Raw genomic sequence first — 21,925 nt, 5'->3', positions numbered from 1 at the left:
ATATATATTTTAGTTAATACTATTTGTAAGTATCCTGTAGGGATTTTATAAATAATCCCTATACAGTTAGTTCACTTCTATATTTTGACCTGTTCCTCTATATAGGTCTAACTCTTCTTCAAACTCTAGCTTTATAACGGTACAGTTTTTATCTAAGCTTTCTTCCTGTACATTTATCCAAAGTATACCCGGTATATTAAGCCATGGAGCTCCCCCCATGTTTCTATGATTAAGTTCTATGTCCGTACCCACTACAGAAGCTTTTTTTATCTTATTTCTAATGCCTTTAACTCCTATGTCATCATAAGGTCTGTCAAAGCAGAAAAGATAAAGGGTCTTTTTATCTTTTGAAAGTGTAGATGGTCCATAAAAGTGACCTAAAGGCAGTCCAGCATCTGTTTCAAAGATAGCCTCTTCATGCTTATTTATCCATTCTCCTAATCCTAAAAGCCTCTTTTCCTGCTCTGGGTCTATAGTTCCATCTTCCATAGGTCCTATGTCAAGAAGCATGTTTCCACCCATGCCTATACACTCTGCAAACATCCTAACCAATTGTCTTACGGATTTATAATTCTTATCATCGTGCTGATATCCCCAAGAATCATTAACGGTAACGCAGAATTCCCAAGGTCCTTCTGGTCTTACTATAGGTATACCTTGTTCTGGAGTCCTATAATCTCCATGATTCCACATTCTAGAGTTAAGCACTACCTCTCTGTTTAAACTATGTAAAAACTCTCTAAGTTCTGGCATTCTCCACTGGTCCGAGCTCTTTTCCCAGTCTCCATCAAACCATAAAAGGTCTACAGGGTTAAATTCAGTCATAAGCTCCTTAAGCTGCTCTCTATGAAACTTTAAAAATCTTTCCCAAGCTTCAAAATCTTCCTCTCCGCTAGGATGAGTATATCTATTTCTAACTAGCTTATCTAAATTTTTTCTTTCATCCTCTCTATAAATAGAAGCATAATCAGGATGAGACCAATCTAAGTGCGAGTAATAAAGACCTACCTTTAACCCCTGCTCTCTCATAGCTTCTACCCAAGGCTTTACTAAATCTCTTGCTGCAGGAGTCTTTTTAACTACGCTTAAATCATTAGTCTTTGTATCCCATAGTGCTACCCCGTCATGGTGTTTTGTGGTAAGCACGGAATATCTAGCTCCAATGCTCTTAAATAATTTCGCCCAAGCCTTTGGATCATAATTCTTAGCTGTAAAGCCTTCACACTGTTTCATATAGTCCTCATAAGAGATTCCATCGTGATAAAAGGACCAGGATTCCGCTATGCCATTTACAGCGTATATCCCCCAGTGTATGAATATTCCAAGCTTAGCATCTTTAAACCATTGCTGCATCATAATTAACTTCCCCTTTACTTTTTATTTATTAACTAATCCATTATATATACTATTTAAAAGCGTTCTTGTGTTATCTAGAGAATACTCCCAGAACATAATGCCTCCTAGGTTATTTTCCTTAATATAATTAGACTTATTCCATAGAGATTCTTCATCATCATAGGATATAAAAGAACTTCCATTAAAGACATAAGCAGCCTTAGAAGTATCATCCCAATGCCTTTTAAATCCATTTTTATCTATAAACATCTTATGTATATCTGAGTAGTTTACCATATGTCCTCCCGTGGTTTCAGCTAAAGAGTTTAAGCCTATCCCATCATCTTCTACCCCCTTCCACATACGGCCATAAAAAGCTGCTCCAAGTATTATTTTACATCTAGGAACCCCATAGGATAGTATCTTTTTAACAGCTTTGTCTGCACTGATTCCTTGTGGATCAAATTCAGGAGAATATAAATTAGCATGATGACCAGTGGTATGGGTAAAGCTTCCTCTCATATCGTAGGTCATGATATTAATAAAATCTAAGTAGTTATGGATTTTGTCCATCTCCATATCCTCTATTATTTCATCTGCTGCTCCCACAGCTATGCTGAGTATATATTCTTTATTATTTTTCTTTTCTAAAACATCCAGCTTTTCTCTAAGTGACTTAAGCATTAATGTAAAATTCACCTTATCCTCTGGTCTTGCTGTTATCCCTGCTTGATCAGAGCAAGGATACTCCCAATCTATATCTATACCGTCAAAATTATTATCTATCATAAACTCCACTGCACTTTGAGAAAATATCTCTCTGCTTTCACTACTTAAGGCAGCATCGGAAAACCCATCTGCACCCCATCCCCCTACGGAAATAACAGTTTTAATATATGGATTTTTATTCTTAATTTCATTTAACAAATCAATTTTTCTTAAGTTTCCTATTATCCTTCCATCCTTAACATGTACAAAGGCATAATTAATGTGGGTAAGCTTCTGTGCTTCTATGTCAGTTTCTTTCCAATCTTCTCCATCTCCTAAGTATGCCATTATTTTATATTCACTACTACTATTAAACTTCATCTTATCTATCATGCTTACTCTCCATTTCTTATAATATTTACCTTTTTAAAAATTAAAACTGACAACCTTATATTGTCAGTTTTAATTTTTTATAACTATAGCTTTAAATCTATACCAATGAATTTTCTTTAATATAATCTATAAGCTCATCTACATCGGCATAGGCTAAACCTGTTACCGTATCTGCTGCACCGTAATATATAGCTATTTTTCCTGTGTCCGCATCAGCTAAGGCAGCGCAAGGGAATACTACATTTGGTACATCTCCTACACATTCATAAATCGTCTGAGGGGATATTATGTAAGGTGCTGTTCTATATAGAACCTTCCAAGGTTCATTTATATCTAAAAGCGCTGCACCTGCGCTATATACATAGCCATTGCAGGAAGTTAACACCCCATGATATATAAGCAGCCATCCCTCTGAGGTTTCTATAGGAACAGGGCCTGCACCAACCTTTGTACTCTGCCAGCTTCCTGTTCTACCCATAACATGGCGATGATGTCCCCAATGCTCCATATCAAAGCTTTCACTATAGAATATGTCACCGAAGGCTGTATGTCCCATATCACTTGGCCTGCTTAGCATAGCATACTTGCCATTAATCTTTCTTGGGAAAAGCACTCCATTTCTATTAAAAGGTAGAAATGCATTTTCTAACTGGTGATATTCTTTAAAATCATAGGTATAGGCAATCCCTATAGTAGGACCATGATAGCTATTACACCAAGTAACATAATATCTATCATCAATGTAACAAACTCTAGGATCATAAGCATAAACAAAATTACCAACTTCCGCATCGTCACATTTAAACTTAATAGGTTCTTCCTCTATAACCCAGTTTACACCGTCTTTACTCTTACCTGTATGTATTCTCATTTCTCTACATTTATTATCACATCTAAAAACCCCGGCAAATTCGCCATTATATGGTACTACAGCACTGTTAAATATACTGTTAGAGGTGGGGAGCAAATCTCTCGGTATAATTGGATTTAAACTAGAACGCCATACTACATCTTTACAGTTCTCCGGTTTATCTTCCCAAGGAATATTAGGTATAGACTGTCCGATTATTTTATATTTAGTCATTTTATTTCTCCTTTTCTGCCATAACCAGTTTAGTATTATCTATTAACCCTTAACTGAACCTACCATAGTACCTTGTACAAAATATTTTTGTACAAAAGGATAAACTATTAATATAGGAATAGTAGAAACCATTATAGTTGCCATGGTTAATGTCTTTTGAGAAACATTTGCTGCATTTTCATTTCTCACTGTTATGCCCTGCCTTGACATGGCCTCTTGAGTATTGGTAATTATTTCTCTAAGTACTGCTTGTAATGACCATTTATCTTTATCAAATATAAACATTACTGATGAGAAGAAGTCATTCCAAAAACCTACTGCTAAAAACAATGAAATGGTAGCTAAAATAGGTTTAGATAATGGTAATATGATCTTAAAGAATATAGTAAGGTCTGAAGCTCCATCTATTCTAGCAGATTCTTCAAGGCTTTCCGGTATACCTTTATAGAAATTTTTTATAACAAGTATATTCCATACACTGACGCAACTAGGTAAAAATAATGCCCAATAAGTATCAATCATATGAAGCTTCTTTAAAAGCAAGTATTCTGGTACTAATCCACCACCAAAAAACATAGTAAATAGGAATAAATATGTGATTCCTTTTCTTCCTGGAAGTCGCTTTTTAGATAGAGGATATGCAGTCATAGCTGCTATCATGGTACCTATGGCCGCTCCTCCAGTAGTTACTATTATTGAGGTTCTAAGTCCTGTTAATATAGATTTATTTCTTAAAACCATCTTATAAGCATCTATGGTAAATCCCTTTGGTTTAAGAAAGGACCCTCCGCTGGCAGCCAAGTCTGGATTACTTAAAGAGTACATTACTACATACCAAAAAGGATAAATCATAAATATTATTAATAACACCATTAATATGGCATTAACTATACGGAATGTTCTTTCTCCACGTGATTCCTTTATAACCATCTACGTTTCCTCCTTACCATACCCCTTCTTCTCCTACCTTATTGGCAATCTTATTAGTTAATATAATAAGCACCATGGCTATAACCGACTTAAACATTCCTGCAGCGGCACCAAGACTGTAAGCAGCTTCTTTTATACCTTTTCTATATACATAAGTATCTATTATGTCTGCTACAGGCATAACCATATCATTATAAAGCAAGAAAATTTGTTCAAAACCAGCATTTAATATTCCGCCAAGTCCAAGTATAAACAATGTCATTATAACTGGTTTTATACATGGAAGAGTTATGTGCTTCATCCTTTGGAAAAGATTAGCTCCATCTATCTTTGCTGCTTCATAAAGTTCAGGGTCTACCCCAGCTAAAGCTGCCATGTAGATGATGGTTCCCCATCCTATTCCTTTGTATATATCTGTAACCACTAGTAAACTTCTAAAAGTATCTTTATTTCCTAAAAAGTCATAAGGCGCTGCGCCAAAGAACTTAATTATCTCATTTATAAATCCATCTACGGGATTAAGGAAGGCTCTTAATATTCCTGCAAATACAACCCAAGATACAAAGTGTGGCAAATATACTATAGTTTGAGTAATCTTTTTAAACTTAATATGTCTTAGCTCATTTAGTAATAATGCCAGTATTATAGGTGCAGGAAATCCAAATAACATCTTAAGTAAACTTATTATAAGTGTATTTTTCATAACTAATGGAAATTTAGGAGTATTAAACAAATCTCTAAAATTCTTTAAACCTACCCAAGGGCTTGCAAAAATCCCTTTAAACATGTTGTAATCCTTAAAAGCTATTACAGACCCATACATAGTGGTATATTTAAAAAGTATCAAATGAATTAATCCTGGAAGAAGGAGCAAATATAAATATTTATTCTTGGCTATTTCTTTCCATACCTTATTTGAAGAAGGCGTTTTTAGTGCTTTTTTTGTCTTACCACTATCTACTGTTGCATTTAATTGACTCATTATAGTTCACATCCTTAAAACGCACTTAATTTTACTTTAGAACAAAAGTTTCACCTTATAACTAAGCCCAGCTTTAGTATTTTGCAGCCTAAGACTACAAAATGTTACAACTGGGCCTTAGCCTAGGTTTTATAAATTAATTAACTTTTAACTCTTTGTCATATACCTTCTTGAAATCTTCAAAGGCTGTCTTTTCTTTAGCTGCAAGGTCTGTTGCTTCTTTTTCTATTTGTTTTCCTTCAAACTTGTTATAATATGTTTCTACGAATTTATCATACTCAGACATTGGTTTTTGTCCTGTAATAACTCCTACAAAAACTTCATTCATAAGGTCATCTATCTCTGTAGCATGTTTCATATATGTAGGCATGTTATCTCTAGCGCTTAAGCTGAAGTGGTGTATTCTTTCTCTTGTTTCATTAGCAGCTTTTGCTCTGTCTTCACCTAACTTTTTCATCTTTTCAGTCTTTTCTAAGAAAGGCTTACCAAACCAAATCCAACCAAGTGATCCTAACCCTAAATTGTTCTTTTCTTCTTCTGATATAGTTCTCTTAGGTTGTCCATTTTCCATAGTATAATGTTTTCCTTCTTCACCATACTCATTAAGCAATCCTATTTCAGGAGTCATCATCTTATCAAGAACATCAACTACTTTTTGTGGATTCTTTGCTTTATTAGTTACTGATATGTAACACCAAGATCCTGCTGGTTCTGGATATTCACCACTTAAACCTTTAGGTCCTTTTATAGCTTCTATAGGTAATAAGTTTGCATTTGGCACGTTAGCTTTTAATGCTTTTGTAGTAGCATCTTCATCATCAGCATATCCTTGCCAGCTGTAGAACATACCTACTTTACTCTTGGATATTAATTGACCAAAATCATTTCCAGTGAAGGTAGTTGGCTCTATTAATCCTTCTTTATACATATCCCTTAATACTTGTAAAGCTTCTTTCATTTCTGGAGTAGTTCCTCCAAGCTTCATAGTACCATCGGTATATTTTCCAAAGAATTCTGGAGCATATCCATAAGCATAAAATACTGGTGCAAAGGCTCTCCAGTCCATACCACCAGAGTTTTGTCCTCCAAAACCAAAGGTATCTGCTTTTCCATTTCCATCAGGGTCATTCTTTGTAAAGGCTCTTGCTACATTTATAAACTCTTCTAAAGTTTTTGGCTCTTTTAATCCTAATTTATCTAGCCAGTCTTTTCTAACAAAAGTACTCATGGTAGAACCATTTCCATTTATGTCTGTAGGAAGCTTATATATTTTACCATTGTCATAATAAGGGAATAATATTTCAGGAGTAAACTTCTTAAGCATGTTCTTATCTTTAGTATTTTTTAATAAAGGTAAAACGTCTACAAGAAGTCCAGCTTCTACCCATTGCTTATACTCATTTGCCATACCATTAAACCACAATACATCTGGTCTCTTATCATTATCTTGCATAAGTAGGTTTGTCTTAGTATTTTTTTCTTCCCACCCTGGAAGCATTATAAAATCAAGATCAGCACCTAATTTTTTACTAACCTCTTTTTGTAACCAAGTATCTGGCTTCTTTGGTCCAGCCATTAATGTCATAGATATCTTTGGTGTACTATTATCCTCCTTGCTAGTATTGCCTTTGCTACAACCAGCAAATATTGAAACTGAAATTGAAGCTACAAGTAAAAGACTTAATATCTTTTTACTTTTCATTTTGTTTCCCCCTTTATAATATATTGTATGGTTATTTAACTAAAATCTTAAGGTTATAAATATGATTTTATAACTTATATATATTAAGTTATTAACCTTATGAATACGATTAAATTATAACTCACTATAACTTAAAATACAATAACTAAAATTAATATTTTTATTAATTAACTATTTTTCATTGTAAAGTATTACATATGCCCTATAATCAAATATAATAATACTGTATAAAATCATATTTATTAATAATTTTTAATGAAATGTTTCCTAATCATTACATAATATTATAGTTAATTACAGTTAAATAATCTTTTAATAACCCTTTAAACCAAAGTTAATAACTTTAATTTATAACTGATATCATCTTGTATATTTCCTAATATTTTCAAATATATGTTGATTTTCATTCTATTTTAATTTAAACTATATCTGTCGAAGGTTGTTTAAATATGTTCGGTTTTTTATTATGAAAATTAAAGAAATTAACTAAGTGTGGTGATTAATTTTGTCTAAAATAACTTTAAAGGACATTTCTACCAAAATAAACGTTTCAACCAACACTGTTTCCAAAGCTCTTAGAGGTGCTCCTGGTGTAAGTGAAGAATTAAGAAAAAAAATATGTACATTGGCAGAAGAAATGGGTTATAAAAAAGTCTTCCAAGACGAGGATGACACCATTAATGGTATTACAGTATTATGTAGAGATACCTTTTTATCTGATGTAACCTTCTGGTCCCAAGTTCTATACGGTATAAGCGGTTATGCCAGCCAAAACAAAATAAAACTAAGTATAGTAAGCATTGATGAAACTAAGGAGCATAATCCTGAAACATTATCCGCTATAATGTCTCATCTAAGCGATGGCTTTATAATTGCAGGAACCATCAGTGATACATTACTTAAAAAGGTTCAAGCTTCCAATATACCTTTTGTGGTAGTAGATCATTTTAGTGAAGAAATTGAATGTGATTATGTAAACATATCTAATAAACATGGCATATATAAGCTCCTTAAGCACCTTTATACTAAAGGTCATAGAAATATAGGTTTTATAAGCAACTCTATATCTGCTTACAGCTTTATAGAGCGATATGAAGCTTATTTAAAATATATGAAGGAGTTTAATCTTACTGTTAGGGAAGAATACTTGTGGATGGAAGCAGAGTATATAAAGACTGATTATTTTAAAAGTAAAATTAAATCCAGCATAAATAATAAGGATTTCCCTACAGCTTGGATATGCGTCAACGACAACACTGCCCTTACCCTTATTAAAGCTTTAAAAGAAATGAATATGTCAGTTCCTGAAGATATAAGCGTAGTAGGATTTGATAATATCCCCGAGCTTCTTTATAGCGAGCTTACTACCATAGATGTTCCTAAACAAAGCATAGGTCAAAAAGCTGTGGAATCTCTTATTTACAGGATACAAAACCCTGATAGCCCTTATGCCGATATAATGCTAAGCACACAACTAATAGAGAGAACCTCTGTTAAAGATATATCTTAGTATAAAAAAACAAGATGCGTTCAATAAATCACGCATCTTTTTTTTTTATTATTGAACTTTTAATCTAAAGCTCTTAATTTCATAAGGTTTAATTTCAAAATTAAAGCTATTTTTATCATATGCTATTTCTTCTAGATCTCTTTCCATAAGGTTGCATTCTACTACTCCCTTAAGGTCTTTAAAGAATTCTACACTAACCTTAGTTCTCTTGTTGTAGCATTCATACATTCTAACTATGATGTCATCATTGTCTTCAGCCTTTTTAACCACTTCTACGATAACATTATCTTTATCAACCTTAACCATGGAAAGGCACTTTGGAAGCTTGCCTTCATGAGCATCTTCAAATTTTGTTTCCACTGGGTTATTAAGCATATATGCCATTTGAACTGTATTTGCTTCTCTCCAGTCTCCACCGTGAGGATATATTGAGTAAGTGAAGAAATGCTCTTCTTGGTCAGTGGTTAAGTTTGGCTCAATACCACTCTTTAGAAGGGTTAATCTCATTACTCCATCCTTTATGTCATGTCCATATTTACTGTCATTTAATAAGCTTACTCCAAAATCTCCTTCTGAAAGGTCTGCCCATTTTTGTCCTGCTACTTCAAATCTAGCTACATCCCAGGAAGTATTGTGATGTGTTGGTCTTTCCACATTTCCATATTGTATTTCATAGGTAGCTTTATTAGTGTTTATCTCTATAGGGAAGGCAGTTTTTAATAGAACTTGGTGTTCCTTCCAATCTACATAGGTTTTAAAGTCTATTCTTGCTATATCATTATAAACATACATATGTTGAACTATTATAGAATCTGAGAACTTTCTTTCTATCTTAAGAGCAGATCTTACAGGTCCTCTTTCTACCACTTCTATGCTTTGAACATCATCAACAGCCCACATTTTTTCTTGATAGAAGATATCAATATCCCAGTTATCATAGTTCATAGGTTTATCTTCAAAAGCTTGAAGAGCGTTAGCTACTTCTCCCTTCTTTAGTACTTCTCTGTTATTTTCTTTATCAAAGAAGGATTTTATTTGTCCCTTTTCATCTAAATTAAGTTTAAAGAACTTATTTTCTGCTGCTTCAGGGCTTAACTTTATAGATGAAGTATTTTCTTTATTAGAAGCTTCAACTATGGTATAAGCTTTATATCCCATAGCAGGTATTCCTTCAGCAAAGAATATAGCCTTGTTTCCTTCTACCTTTTGGCATACTATCTCATTATTATCGGTATCTATAAGCATTGGATTGCTTATTCCTTCTGGTATTTCAAATTCTACTATGTCTTTTCTTTCAAAGGATAAAGTGTTAAATACCACTAAAGACTTATTATCTAAAGATATATTTAAACCTACAGCCTCTACAGCATCAGATAAAACATTTTTACCATTCTTTATGATTTCCTTATATTCTTCTTTGGTAACATCATAAACTTCCTTTATGGATGAACCTGGTAAAATATCATGGAATTGATTTAAAAGTATAGTTTCCCATCCTTTATTAAGTCTTTCTTGAGGATAATTTTTTCCAAGAAGCATAGCTAAAGAGCTAATCTTTTCAGCAGAGGTATAGATGTTTTCACTTAGTCTGTTGTCTCTCTTATTTCTAGCCATGGAAGTATAAGTTCCTCTATGGTACTCTAGGTATAATTCTCCCACCCAGCTAGGTAGTCTCTTATGATCTTTTACTTTTTCTTCTAATCTCTTAAAATAATCTTTAGAAGTTCCCATCTCTACCTTAGGACATCCTGGGATACCTTTGTTTAATCTTCTAGCCACTTCTAACATTTCATAGGTAGCTCCGCCACCGCCATCTCCAAAGCCGTAGGATACAAGCACATCGTTGTTTATTTCCTTTTGTTGATACCTATCCCAAGCTCCTATGATAGCACCTGGATGTATTTGTCCATTATAAGTGGTGAAGTGTGAGTCTTTAGGTTGATATGGATCTTTTGTAGTTATAAAGTGAGTTAATATATCTGTTCCATCGATACCTTTCCACATAAAGGTGTCGTAAGGCATTTTATTAAACTGATTCCAAGCTATTTTAGTGGTCATAAAGTAGTTAACATCAGATTTCTTAAGTATCTGTGGAAGAGCTGCACTGTATCCAAAAACGTCTGGAAGCCATAGTATTTCACTTTCTACTCCAAATTCATCTTTGAAAAATCTCTTTCCAAATAATATCTGACGCACTAAGGACTCTCCAGAAGTTACATTACAATCTGCTTCTAACCACATAGCTCCTTCTGGTTCCCAAACTCCTTCTTTAACCTTTTCTTTTATCTTTTCATAAACATGAGGATGATCTTCTTTTAAGAACTTATAAAGCTGTGGCTGGCTGGACATAAATACGTACTCTGGATATTCTTCCATAAGCTTTAATACTGTGGAGAAGCTTCTAGCTACCTTTTCTCTAGTTTGAGCAACTGTCCAATGCCAAGCTACGTCTATATGTGTATGTCCTACACAAGTAGCTATGATTTCATCATGCCCACATAGTTTTTCATAAAACTCTGTTCTTAAATACTCGTTAGCTTTATTTACAGTTTCATTAAATTCCTTGGAAAAAGGTTTTCTTAAGTCAAGAATATTTATCGCTTCGTTTAACACTGCAAGCATGTCTATTCTCTTTTTATCTTCCTTATCTAACTTTTCGCATACCCATACTGGCACTTGTAAGTTAAAGTACAACTCTCTTACCGCTTTATCTATGGTTACCAAGTCTCCATATAAAGTAGACTTTCTATCTGCCACTAGTCCGCTGTAAGCATGAAGATCTATGGTATAAGTTTTTCCTGGTTCTGCAGAGTCAGATATTATTACTTCTCTATGATTTATATCTATACCTTGAATGTGTTCTCCATCTATATAAAGTATAAATTGAGGATTTATAGCATCCCAACCTTCATCAAAGGTTTTAAAGCTTAGAGCTGCTACCTTTCCAGCAAATTCTTCTGGTACTGTCACTTCTGTTCTAAACCAGCAGTGATAATCTCTTCCTCCCCATAAATCTCCCACATGAAAGTCTTTCCATTCACCTTCTGCGTTGTTTATGCCTTCCATCCCTAAAAAGTTACCTTCCATCACCTTGTAGTCTTGTATTTGTAACTTATTAGTGTAAACATAATTTTTTAATTCATAGCATATCTTTTGAACTCTTTCTAATGCATAAAACATAGCTTATCTCCTTTAAAATTTTATTTATTTAGGTAGTTTAATTACTTGATTTTTAGCATTATTGATAATTTAATTATTAACTTAAACTTTTAATTGAATTTCTTTTAATAAGCTTCATGGGTATTATTTCTTTAACTTGATCATTAGCCCTTCCTTCTATGGAATTTACCACTATTTCAGCAGCTTTCTTTCCTATTTCATAAAAATCTTGCTCTATGGTGGTTAAGGATATACCGAACTGTTCTAATATTTCCAAGTTATCAAAACCTACTAATGATATATCATTAGGTACTTGAAGTTTTAAATCACTTAACTGTTTCATTATATCTAGTGCTGTGTAATCATTTTCACATACTATAGCAGTTACTCCCTTTTCCATGAGTGTCTTTATTATGGATGTGATTTTATCTTTTTTATTTTTTTCAAAATCCTCTCCATAAACGGAATTTAAAAAATCATCTATGATAAATTCATTATCAATTTCTATACCATGGCTTCTTAAAGCTTTACAGTATCCTAAAAACCTATCTCTTACTGAAGATACCCCTTCGATATTCACACTGGAGAGAAAGGCTATATTTCTGTGTCCCTCTTTAATAAGAGTACTACAAGCATCGCATCCACCCTTAAAGTTGTCTGAAACCGAATAGCTTAAGGGTAAAGAATTTAAGTATTTATCAATAAGAGCTATAGGAAAATTCTTTATGTATAGGGTGCTTAGGATATCAAAATTAGTTATCCTATTGGTGGGGTAGTATATAAGTCCGCTAATACCGCTGCTCATAATATTCATAAGAAAATCTCTTTCCTTTATGTCGTCTCCATCAGTGCAGTTTATGGATAAAAAATATCCCTTAGAGTAAAGATAATCTCCTGCTCCTCTTATATAATCAATAAATCTTCCTGTAGAATTTTCATAAGGAATAATCATTGATATTATACTTTGACTATTCTCATTGCTGTTCTCTACTGCTATTTGCTCATTTAAAAAACTTCCATGACCCTTCTTCCTGTATATAAGCCCCATGCTTCTAAGCTCCTCTAAAGCTCTTTTAGCTGTTATTCTGCTAACTTCAAACTTTTCCATAAGCTCTAGTTCTGTAGGAAGTCTGTCACCAGGCAGTATTTCCTTATTTTTAATAAGCCCTAACAAATAATCTACTATTTGACTATAAAGAGGCTTTTTTTCTTCCTGCATAAGCTCCCTCCTCCTAAATGATATATCATTTAACCTTATATATTTTAATATAGTATATTATACTTAGAATTTCAATAAAAAATAAAAAATAATTTATAAAAATAAATAGGGACTCAGCTCACCATTAATTATGAGCTGAATCCCTATAAAATATCCTTTTAAAACTACTTAAATCTTACAGCTGTTCCAGAGGCAATAATCGCTAAAGTAGAACCTTGAGCCATGTTGGTCATAGAGTATTTTACATTTATAACCCCATCTGCACCAAGTTGGGTTGCTTTTGCTACCATCTTTTCAAAAGCTGACTTTCTACCATCTTCTACCATTTCCGAATAACTCTTTACCTCTCCTCCTACCATATTTTTAAAACCTGCCATAAGGTCTTTACCTATATGTTTTGAATATACTGAAACTCCATCTACCATATTTAATACTTCTAGTTCTTTTTCTGGTACATAGCTTAAATTTGAAATATGCATATAAATTCCTCCTAAAAATGAAATAATTACTATTTATAATATCTATTATAATATATTATTACATTATAAAAAACATCCCGTGAAGAAAACTATATATTTTTCTTTAAAAATTTTAACTTTATTTCGTTCTGAGTTTCTCTTCCACCTTCATGACCGTTAAATGGATATATCTTTATCTCTTTAGGGCTTTGAATTCTGTTGTATGTAGCAAAATAATATTTTGCTGGGCACACATTATCCTTTAGTGCTACAGAAGCTAAAACCTTACATTTTATCTTATGTGCCATGTTCATGGTATCAAAATAGCTTAAGGTTTCTAGAACCTTATCTGTTTTTTCCGGGTAAGCCTTTAAGTATTCAGTAACGCTGCTAAAGGCACCGTGAGCACCTTCCACTCTTTTCTCTAGATTACTGTTGCTGGGAACATCCACCATAGCCATATAAGGTCTGCTATCTAAAGCACATACTGCCATCCCCAGAGCTCCTCCTTGACTTCCTCCTGCTATAATAATCTTCTCTTTGTTCACTTCTTTTTGTTCATAAGCGAAATCTATTGCCTTTAGACAATCCATATAAACAGCTCTAAAATAATATTCCTCTTTATCTAAAATACCTTTACACACCACATTATTTTTATATCCGCTAGAGTATTTTCCATTATCTACAGTTTTTCCACTTTGATCTCTACAATCTATAGATATTACAGCTATCCCCATTATAATCCATTTCATAAAATCAGATGGACTTCCTGCATTTCCTCCAAAACCATGATAGTGAATAATGCAAGGATATTTTTCTTTCTTTACAAAGTCAGGTACCATATACCATCCATGAATCCTAGTATCGTCAAAACCATTGTAATTTATTTCATATACCTTTACATAAGAACTTGGATAATCATACTCCTTTAAAGTAGAGTTTAGTGGTACGCTTCTTGCCTTTTCTATAGTACTTTTCCAAAACTCATCAAAATCTTCCTGCCTAGTTAAAGGTGGATAATAATCAAATAAACCCTCTGATGCTTTTTCTATATAATTATATTTATCTCCCATGTGCTTTTCCCCTTTTACTAAATATATTTATATTTATAATATCATAAATAAAAAGACAAGATTTACTAATAATGTAAATCTTGTCTTTTTAAATTATCTATTGGGTATACTAGGTTCAGAGATGTCCTTTAAGGCATCTTGAGCATTATCTTCTAGATGAGGCTCTACAGCTATATCACCTAAGGAAACCATGCCTACTAAACTATTAGCTTCTACTATAGGGATTCTTCTTATCTGATTATCGCTCATTAACTTTGCAGCTTCTTTTACATCAGCTTGGGAGTCTATAACTACAGGATTTGATGACATAACGTCCTTAACTGTTTGATTTCTATTATCTTTCCCCTCTGCTACCGCTCTCAGTGCTATATCTCTATCTGTTACTATACCAATTACCTTTTTTCCTTCACATACTGGCAATGATCCTATATTAAATTCCTTCATAAGCTCAGCTGCTCTTTCTATACTATCCTCTGGCTTTAAACTAGCTACATCATTAGTCATAACATCCTTTACTCTCATCTAAAATTCCTCCTTTATAATCACCTATTCTCCAATTTAGTTTTACCTAAAAAAAATTTTTTATTATATTGGGTTAATAAAAAGAGGAAAAAAGCTCTTGAATTTCTTCAAGAGCTTTGGCAGGGCGTGTAGGAATCGAACCCACAATGTGCGGTCCGTAGCCGCATGTTATATCCATTTAACTAACACCCCATATTTATATTAAACTAACATAGATATATTAGCACAATGAGGCGGTAAAATCAATTTATTTTTATGGTGGAATTTATACCCATTGAATTTTAAAATTTCCTTTTAAAGGCTTAATATTTCATTAATAATTTAAATTATAACTACAACCTAGTTTATATGACAGTTTATTAATAACACAATACCTTTTATGGTAAATAAAATATTAACTTTATTTATTTGGTAACAATAATAATTTTTACTATGCTAGAATTATGTTGTAGTTAAAGCACAATAATCTTAATAATGGCAGGTTTTTCATTGATATACTGTATTTAATTTGTAATTAATATTATAATGATTATAATTGGACTAATAATTATTATAAATTAATTTAAGGAGAGTTGTGCATGAATAACATTATTATAATGACAGACTCTAGCTGTGATTTACCACTAGAATATATAAAGAGCAATAATATACCCTATCTAGGCATTGCTTGTAACTTCAAAGGGCAAGAATATTTAGAGGATTTTGGTGAAACTCTTAAATATAAAGAGTTCTATGCTGCTGTAAGAGAAGGTGAAATGCCTACTACAGCTCAAATAAATTCCTATAGATTTAGTGAGGAATTTAAAAAGTATGCTAAAGAAGGTAAATCAGTAATTTATCTTGCTTTTTCTTCTGCTCTTAGCGGAACTTATAACAGCGCTTTAGTAGCAAGAGAAGAGGTTTTAGAAGATTATCCACAAGCTGACATCACTGTTATTGACACAAAAGCAGCTTCCATGGGTGTGGGGCTTATTGTTCATCATGCCTATGAATTATTAAAGAAGGGTGCTTCTAAAGATGAAATAGTAAAATGGGTAGAAGACAACAAACTTAAAGCCATACATTGGTTTACTGTAGATGATTTAAACCACCTTAAGAGGGGGGGAAGAATATCTGCAGCAGCAGCTGCTGTAGGCAGTCTTCTTGCCATTAAGCCTGTTATGCATGTTAATGATGCAGGTCAGTTAATACCTGTTTCTAAAGCTAAAGGAAGAAAAAAATCCATTAAAGAATTATTTGAAAATCTAGAAAAGCATATTGTAAATCCTGAAGAGCAAGTTATATTTATAAGCCATGGAGATTGCATAGAAGATGCTGAAACTCTTGCTTCCATGATAAGAGAAAAATATGCAGTTAAAGATATAATTATTAATTTTATCGGACCTGCCATAGGATCTCACTCAGGACCAGGAACCCTTGCACTATTCTTCTTAGGAGATACCCGTAATCCTTAAAATTACTATCCTGCCTTGTATTTATGCATAAATTTAATAGCTCATACTTAAACTAAGAGGAGCTGTTTTAATTATAAGGAGGTTTTTTTAAATGAAGAGTCTTAAAGGTACACAAACTGCTGAAAATCTTGCAAAGGCATTTGCAGGAGAATCTCAAGCAAGAAATAGGTACACCTACTATGCTGCAGTGGCTGAAAAGGAAGGACATAACTATATAGCAGATGTATTCCGTGAAACAGCCCATAATGAAAGAGCCCATGCTGAAGTTTTCTACAATTATCTTGTAGAAGGTCTTGGAGCTGTTCATATCAAAGTTGATGCAGAATATCCTATTGGTAAGGAAACTACTCTTGAAAACCTAAAATACGCTGCAGATGGAGAAAAAGAAGAATGGGGAACATTATATCCTAACTTCTCAAAAATAGCCAAAGAAGAAGGCTTTCCTCAAATAGCTCATTCTTTTAACGAAATTGCCGAAGTAGAAGAAAGACATGAATCAAGATACTTAGCATTTTATTATCATATGAAAGAAGATACTCTTTATAAGAGAGAAGAGTCTATATTCTGGAAATGCGCAAACTGCGGATATATCCATGAAGGTAAAGAAGCACCAGGCGCTTGTCCTGCATGCAAATATCCAAAGGGATACTTTGAACCATTAAGAGAAGAACCTTATGCTGATAGAGATAAGGGAACAGTTGAAAAATAAATCAATAAGGAATGCTATATGAAGATAAAGGTCTGTATCTCTAAGTAAATATAATGAGATACAGACCTTATTTTATTAACCTTCTAAATTATCAAGTGATTCTTAGCTCCAGATGGACTAAGGAATACCCTCTCCAGCTGAAGCTTAGAAGAACTTATCCAGAAGCTTAGCGCTCATTATACCACCAATTAAATAAGTGGAGAATTAGGAGCGGTTAGCTATAGGATAAACTCTGCATGGCTTCCCTGCATTCCAGGTGTAATTTCCAGCCTAGCATCTATTCTTTCTTTAAGTTCAGGTACATGTGATATTATACCTACAAGCCTTCCTGAACTTTGAAGATCAATAAGACAAGATATAGCATTATCCAAAGATTCAGGATCTAAGGTTCCAAAGCCTTCGTCCACAAACATAGTTTCTAAGCTTATACCTCCAGCGTAGGATTGAACCACATCCGCCAGTCCTAAGGCCATAGATAGGGAAGCTTTAAAGCTTTCTCCCCCAGAAAGGGTTTTAACATGGCGGGCTTTCCCGGTATAGTTATCATATACCTCCAGCTCCAATCCCTGCTGAGCATTTCCCTTACCCCTTTCTTTAATTCTGCTAAGTAAATATCTTCCGGAAGTCATCTTCTGAAGCCTCATGTTGGCTGCTTCAATGATATCATCAAAATAAGCTGCCAGCACGTATCTTTCAAAGCTAACCTTTTCTTTATTATCCCCTTTAGCCACTCTGGCTAGCTCTCCTATAGTAAGATAACTTTCTTCTCTATCACTTATTTCCTCTTGTGTTTTAATAATTTCTTTTAACAGCTTTTTATTATTATCCATCCTAGAAAATAAAAGCTTATCCTCTTCTAAAAGCACTCTTCTATTTTCTTTAACTCCTTTTTCCTTTTCCTCTAATAAAGTTATATCTACTATTTCAATATTCTCTAAGGATTTGATTACCTCTTCAAATCTATCTCTTATAGATTTTAGCTCTTCATTGTAATCTTTAATGGCCTTATCCAGGTTGCTTATTTCTTCCTCTTTAAGCTTATGCTTTTCATAATCTTCCTTATGTTCAAAGCCACAATTTTTCACAGCCTCTTGAAAATCCTTTAAAGCTTCTTTAAGCTCAAATTTAGATGCTTCATGATCCTTATCCTTAACAGCCTTATCTGCTTGAGCTGCGGCATAACCCGCATTAGCCTTGCTATTAGCTTCCTGTGCTTCTTTATAAGCCCTTTCTAATAAGTTAAATCTTTCTTCTAAATTATTTATTTCTAACATAAAGTCTTTCAGGGTATTTATTCCTTGAGGCATGTCTTCCTTAAGTCTTTTAATAACTTCCGATTCCCTCTCAAAGATACCATAAGCCTGTAGATAGGCTTTTTCTACTTCTTTTAAACTTTCTTCTTCTTTTATAAGCTTTTCCTTTAAATCCTTAAGCTTCTCGGTATCTGTCTTAAGCTGCTTTTGACACTTATCTAAATGCGTTATTTCTAACCTAATAGTTTCAATTTCTCCATTTATCAACTTAATTTCATTATTTACAAAAGCTGTAAGCTCTTCTTTTTCAAGCTCTTTAATCTCCTGACTTATAAAGCTCTTTAGCTCATTCTTTATGGTATCTACCACTTCTTTTTGAGCTATGCCTTGAGTTCTATATCCTTGTAAATCCACTAAATACTTATGATATTCTTTATTTTTTTCCTCATATATATTTTTAGTATTTTTAAGCTCCTCTTCAGTGGGAACCCCTTCTATCATCACTGCAGGAGAAGGATGATGGGAGGATCCACATACGGGGCATGGTGCGTTTTCCTCCAACTTTTGAGCTAGTATACCAGCTTGTCCTTTTTTGAATATTTCATCCATATATTCATACTTAGCTTTTATTTCTTTATAGATTATTTCTAATTTAAAAAACTCATCCTTGCACTTAATATATTTTTTTCTAATTTCCGTAAGCTTATTATCCTCTATATGAAGCTTATCCAATTTATTTTTAATATCTTCTTTTTCTTTTAATTCATTATTCTTTTCCACTAGTTTAGGAGCAGTATTATTAAGCTTCTCTAAACTATCGGATATAAGGCTTATTTCTTTCTTAAGAATTTCTATAAGCTCTAATTTTTTATCTTTATTATTTTTACTTTCAATTAAGTTATTTTTAATCCCTTGAATATTCTTATTCTTTTCTTCGTATTGCTTAACCTTGTCTATATCCTTTTTAAGTTCTGTTATCCTTGCAGATAATTTCTTTCTGTCTTCTTCTTTCCCTTCTTGAACTTTAAGGTTTTCTTGAGCTTTAATAAGCATTCTATAGGAAGCTTTAAGTTTATTTTCACTTTCTGAAAGGGCTTCCCGTCTTTTTTCTACGTTAATACATCTATTATGGTAATAATCTTCTTTCCCTTTAATGCTTAAAGCCTTACGAGCCTTGTTTAACACATATTCTTGGTTATAATAATAATCCTGCTTTGCTTCTAAAGAAATTTTTCTCTTTTCTAATACTTCCTTATCCTGAAATTTCTTATTGTTTTCTATGGCTTGAGCCCTTTGCTTTTGCAGGGAATTAATTTCTTCATCTAAAATACTTATTTTATCAGTTATTTCTTTTCTTTTGCCTTCATCTTCCAGAATCTTTTCTTGTGCATGTTTTAATATCTCAGTTACATTTAAGTCCTTTGCTTCTTTAAGAGCTTTAAACTCCTCATTATCACCACATTGAAGATTTCTTATATTAGTATCTCTCTGTTCTTTAAAGCTTTTAATACTAATGGCAATTTCTTTAGCCTTATTATCCAAAAGTTCTTGTACCCTAAGAAAGGCATAGGTTCCAAAGACCTTTCTAAATATGGCTTCTCTTTCTTTGCTATTAGCGCTTAGAAGCTCTCTAAATTCTCCCTGGGGTATCATTACAATCTGTTTAAACTGTTCATAGCTTATACCAAATATCTCATTGATCTTATCCTTTACATCATTTACTCCTGAAATCACTTTTCCATCTGGAAGTAAAAGCTCCGCATCGGATTTTTGCTCTGTATAACCTTCTCCTCGAGATTTTTTCTTTCTTTGTTGAGGTATTCTTTTAATATAATACTCTTTACCGCTTACCTGAAACCAAAGTTCTACAAAGGTTAATCTATCATCTTCTGCAAAATCACTTCTAAAATTTTCACTTTCCCTTTCATCACCGCTGGCTCTACCGTAAATAGCATAGCATATACCATCAAATATAGTGGTTTTACCTGCTCCTGTAGGTCCTGTAATCAAAAATATCTTTTTATCCTTTAACACTTGAAAATCTATGATTTCTTCCTCAGCATAGGGTCCAAAGGCTGACATAATAAGTTTCAAAGGTCTCATTGTTTCTTACCCCCATTCTTCTTTTTCAACCTTTTCCAGTACATTTACCATAACACTCTTTTTATCTTCACTAAATTCTAGACCTGTAATGTTAGTATAAAAATCATTAAAAAGTTCTAACTTACTCTTTTGTTTATATCCTAAAGCTGCAGCTGTTTTGGAAGGCTCATTATTTCTAATGCTATTTTCTCTTGTAAGCATCATGATATTTGGATATACAGCTCTAAGCTGACCTATAGCATCTAATATCTCCCCTTCATCTGTAAGTATAACATTTATGTAATCTTCAAGGTTTGTACCTTTATAAACCTCTGGGTTTAGCAGATCTTTTAAAGAGCCTTTAATTTTTCTCATATCTCTTTTTGCATTTAGCTCCTTTAAATCTACTGAAACCTTACCCTTTTCATCTATGTTAACTATGGTTACACTCTTTTTATGCTTTACTTCTGAAAAAGAATACTTCATAAGAGATCCCGAGTACCTTATGTTATCACCACCAACTTTTTGAGGTCCATGAAGATGTCCTAAGGCAGTATAATTAAAAGCATTAAAATATTCAGCCTTTATGTATTCAGTGCCTCCTATGGAAAGAGGCCTTTCAGATTCACTGATTTCTGGTTCTTCACAGCCTATTACAAAGCCGTGACATACCATAACGTTTCTTTCATTTTCTTGCATCTTTTGTTTTATATTTTCTATAATACATTTCATGGCATCATCATGACACCTTATATCTTCTCTTCCATATAACGCCCTAACCACCGGTGGATCTGCATAAGGCACAAGATAAAAATTTACTGGCCCATATTCATCTTGAAGCACCACTTTTGTTATGTCTTCCTTTAATATTCCTTCTATATAAAGTCCTTTAGCATTTAATATAGAGCTGCCAAAACCTAAGCGTTCAGGACTGTCATGATTTCCAGCTATGGCTATAATAGGTGTTTTAAGCTCTAACAGTATCTTGCTAAAAGTCCTGTCTAATAACTCTACCGCTTCTACAGGAGCTACAGATCTATCATATAAATCTCCTGCAATTATTAGAGCATCCGGTTTTTCTATGGCTATAAGCTCTATAAGCTGATTTAATATATATTCCTGGTCAAGAGTCATATAAAATTCATTTACTATCTTTCCTATATGCCAATCTCCAGTATGAATAAACTTCATCCTAATCACCCTAACTAAAATTATTAATTATAAAAGCGCCCTATAAAGCTTAAAATATGACTTTACAAGGCGCCTAATACTTCAGTGTTTATCAATATACAAGCTTACTTATCATTGTGTTTAGAGGAAATTACGTTAAGTAATATTCCACCAACTAAAAA

General features: G+C 33.1%; 16 protein-coding genes and 1 tRNA gene. 3 read left to right on the top strand and 14 right to left on the bottom strand.

The window, feature by feature from the left end:
• Nucleotides 1-66: 66 nt before the first annotated feature.
• The 6 genes from BUA82_RS19675 to BUA82_RS19650 all read right to left on the bottom strand — a co-directional run bounded on the left by BUA82_RS19675 (nucleotide 67) and on the right by BUA82_RS19650 (nucleotide 7,134).
• Nucleotides 67-1,356, bottom strand: coding sequence for an alpha-L-fucosidase (locus BUA82_RS19675; protein ID WP_073012687.1), 1,290 nt, complete (start codon nucleotides 1,354-1,356; stop codon nucleotides 67-69).
• A 21-nt stretch (nucleotides 1,357-1,377) separates the two neighbouring features.
• The gene (locus tag BUA82_RS19670) at nucleotides 1,378-2,436 is read right to left on the bottom strand and encodes a glycoside hydrolase family 18 protein (RefSeq protein ID WP_083600044.1); all 1,059 of its coding nucleotides are present in this window, start codon (nucleotides 2,434-2,436) and stop codon (nucleotides 1,378-1,380) included.
• Nucleotides 2,437-2,533: 97 nt separating this feature from the next.
• Complete coding sequence (locus BUA82_RS19665) at nucleotides 2,534-3,520, bottom strand: glycoside hydrolase family 130 protein (RefSeq protein ID WP_073012684.1); 987 nt, start codon at nucleotides 3,518-3,520, stop codon at nucleotides 2,534-2,536.
• Nucleotides 3,521-3,562: 42 nt separating this feature from the next.
• Nucleotides 3,563-4,450, bottom strand: coding sequence for a carbohydrate ABC transporter permease (locus BUA82_RS19660; protein WP_073012681.1), 888 nt, complete (start codon nucleotides 4,448-4,450; stop codon nucleotides 3,563-3,565).
• A gap of 13 nt (nucleotides 4,451-4,463) precedes the next feature.
• Nucleotides 4,464-5,432 carry an ABC transporter permease gene (locus BUA82_RS19655; RefSeq protein WP_083600043.1) on the bottom strand — a complete coding sequence of 323 codons (969 nt, stop codon included), beginning with the start codon at nucleotides 5,430-5,432 and terminating at the stop codon, nucleotides 4,464-4,466.
• A gap of 136 nt (nucleotides 5,433-5,568) precedes the next feature.
• Nucleotides 5,569-7,134, bottom strand: coding sequence for a type 2 periplasmic-binding domain-containing protein (locus tag BUA82_RS19650; RefSeq protein ID WP_073012678.1), 1,566 nt, complete (start codon nucleotides 7,132-7,134; stop codon nucleotides 5,569-5,571).
• A 505-nt stretch (nucleotides 7,135-7,639) separates the two neighbouring features.
• Here BUA82_RS19650 and BUA82_RS19645 point away from each other — a divergent pair.
• The gene (locus BUA82_RS19645) at nucleotides 7,640-8,644 is read left to right on the top strand and encodes a LacI family DNA-binding transcriptional regulator (protein ID WP_073012674.1); all 1,005 of its coding nucleotides are present in this window, start codon (nucleotides 7,640-7,642) and stop codon (nucleotides 8,642-8,644) included.
• A 48-nt stretch (nucleotides 8,645-8,692) separates the two neighbouring features.
• Here the strand turns inward: BUA82_RS19645 and BUA82_RS19640 are convergent, their stop codons facing one another.
• From BUA82_RS19640 to BUA82_RS19615, 6 genes are all read right to left on the bottom strand, one after another.
• Complete coding sequence (locus tag BUA82_RS19640; protein ID WP_073012671.1) at nucleotides 8,693-11,824, bottom strand: alpha-mannosidase; 3,132 nt, start codon at nucleotides 11,822-11,824, stop codon at nucleotides 8,693-8,695.
• 76 nt (nucleotides 11,825-11,900) lie between these two features.
• Nucleotides 11,901-13,022, bottom strand: a complete 1,122-nt coding sequence (locus BUA82_RS19635; RefSeq protein WP_073012668.1) for a GntR family transcriptional regulator — start codon at nucleotides 13,020-13,022, stop codon at nucleotides 11,901-11,903.
• 164 nt (nucleotides 13,023-13,186) lie between these two features.
• Nucleotides 13,187-13,501, bottom strand: a complete 315-nt coding sequence (locus BUA82_RS19630) for a YbjQ family protein (RefSeq protein ID WP_073012665.1) — start codon at nucleotides 13,499-13,501, stop codon at nucleotides 13,187-13,189.
• 89 nt (nucleotides 13,502-13,590) lie between these two features.
• A complete protein-coding gene (locus BUA82_RS19625) occupies nucleotides 13,591-14,553 on the bottom strand; it encodes an acetylxylan esterase (RefSeq protein ID WP_073012661.1) in 963 nt (320 codons plus the stop codon).
• 93 nt (nucleotides 14,554-14,646) lie between these two features.
• Nucleotides 14,647-15,075, bottom strand: coding sequence for a CBS domain-containing protein (locus tag BUA82_RS19620; RefSeq protein WP_073012658.1), 429 nt, complete (start codon nucleotides 15,073-15,075; stop codon nucleotides 14,647-14,649).
• A gap of 117 nt (nucleotides 15,076-15,192) precedes the next feature.
• A tRNA-Arg gene (locus BUA82_RS19615) sits at nucleotides 15,193-15,267 on the bottom strand.
• 386 nt (nucleotides 15,268-15,653) lie between these two features.
• On the opposite strand from BUA82_RS19615, the gene BUA82_RS19610 reads away from it, so the two are divergent.
• Nucleotides 15,654-16,529: a DegV family protein gene (locus BUA82_RS19610; protein ID WP_073012655.1), complete on the top strand. Its 876-nt coding sequence runs from the start codon at nucleotides 15,654-15,656 to the stop codon at nucleotides 16,527-16,529.
• A 91-nt stretch (nucleotides 16,530-16,620) separates the two neighbouring features.
• Entirely contained in the window at nucleotides 16,621-17,238 is a 618-nt protein-coding gene (gene rbr / locus BUA82_RS19605; RefSeq protein ID WP_073012652.1) for a rubrerythrin, read from the top strand.
• A gap of 218 nt (nucleotides 17,239-17,456) precedes the next feature.
• Here the strand turns inward: rbr and BUA82_RS19600 are convergent, their stop codons facing one another.
• A complete protein-coding gene (locus BUA82_RS19600) occupies nucleotides 17,457-20,594 on the bottom strand; it encodes an SbcC/MukB-like Walker B domain-containing protein (RefSeq protein ID WP_073012649.1) in 3,138 nt (1,045 codons plus the stop codon).
• 6 nt (nucleotides 20,595-20,600) lie between these two features.
• A complete protein-coding gene (locus BUA82_RS19595; protein WP_073012646.1) occupies nucleotides 20,601-21,764 on the bottom strand; it encodes an exonuclease SbcCD subunit D in 1,164 nt (387 codons plus the stop codon).
• Nucleotides 21,765-21,925 lie beyond the last annotated feature (161 nt).

It is taken from the genome of Clostridium amylolyticum (genome assembly GCF_900142075.1).
GTDB lineage: Bacteria > Bacillota > Clostridia > Clostridiales > Clostridiaceae > Clostridium_AA > Clostridium_AA amylolyticum.
This window is presented reverse-complemented; position numbering and strand designations above follow the sequence as displayed.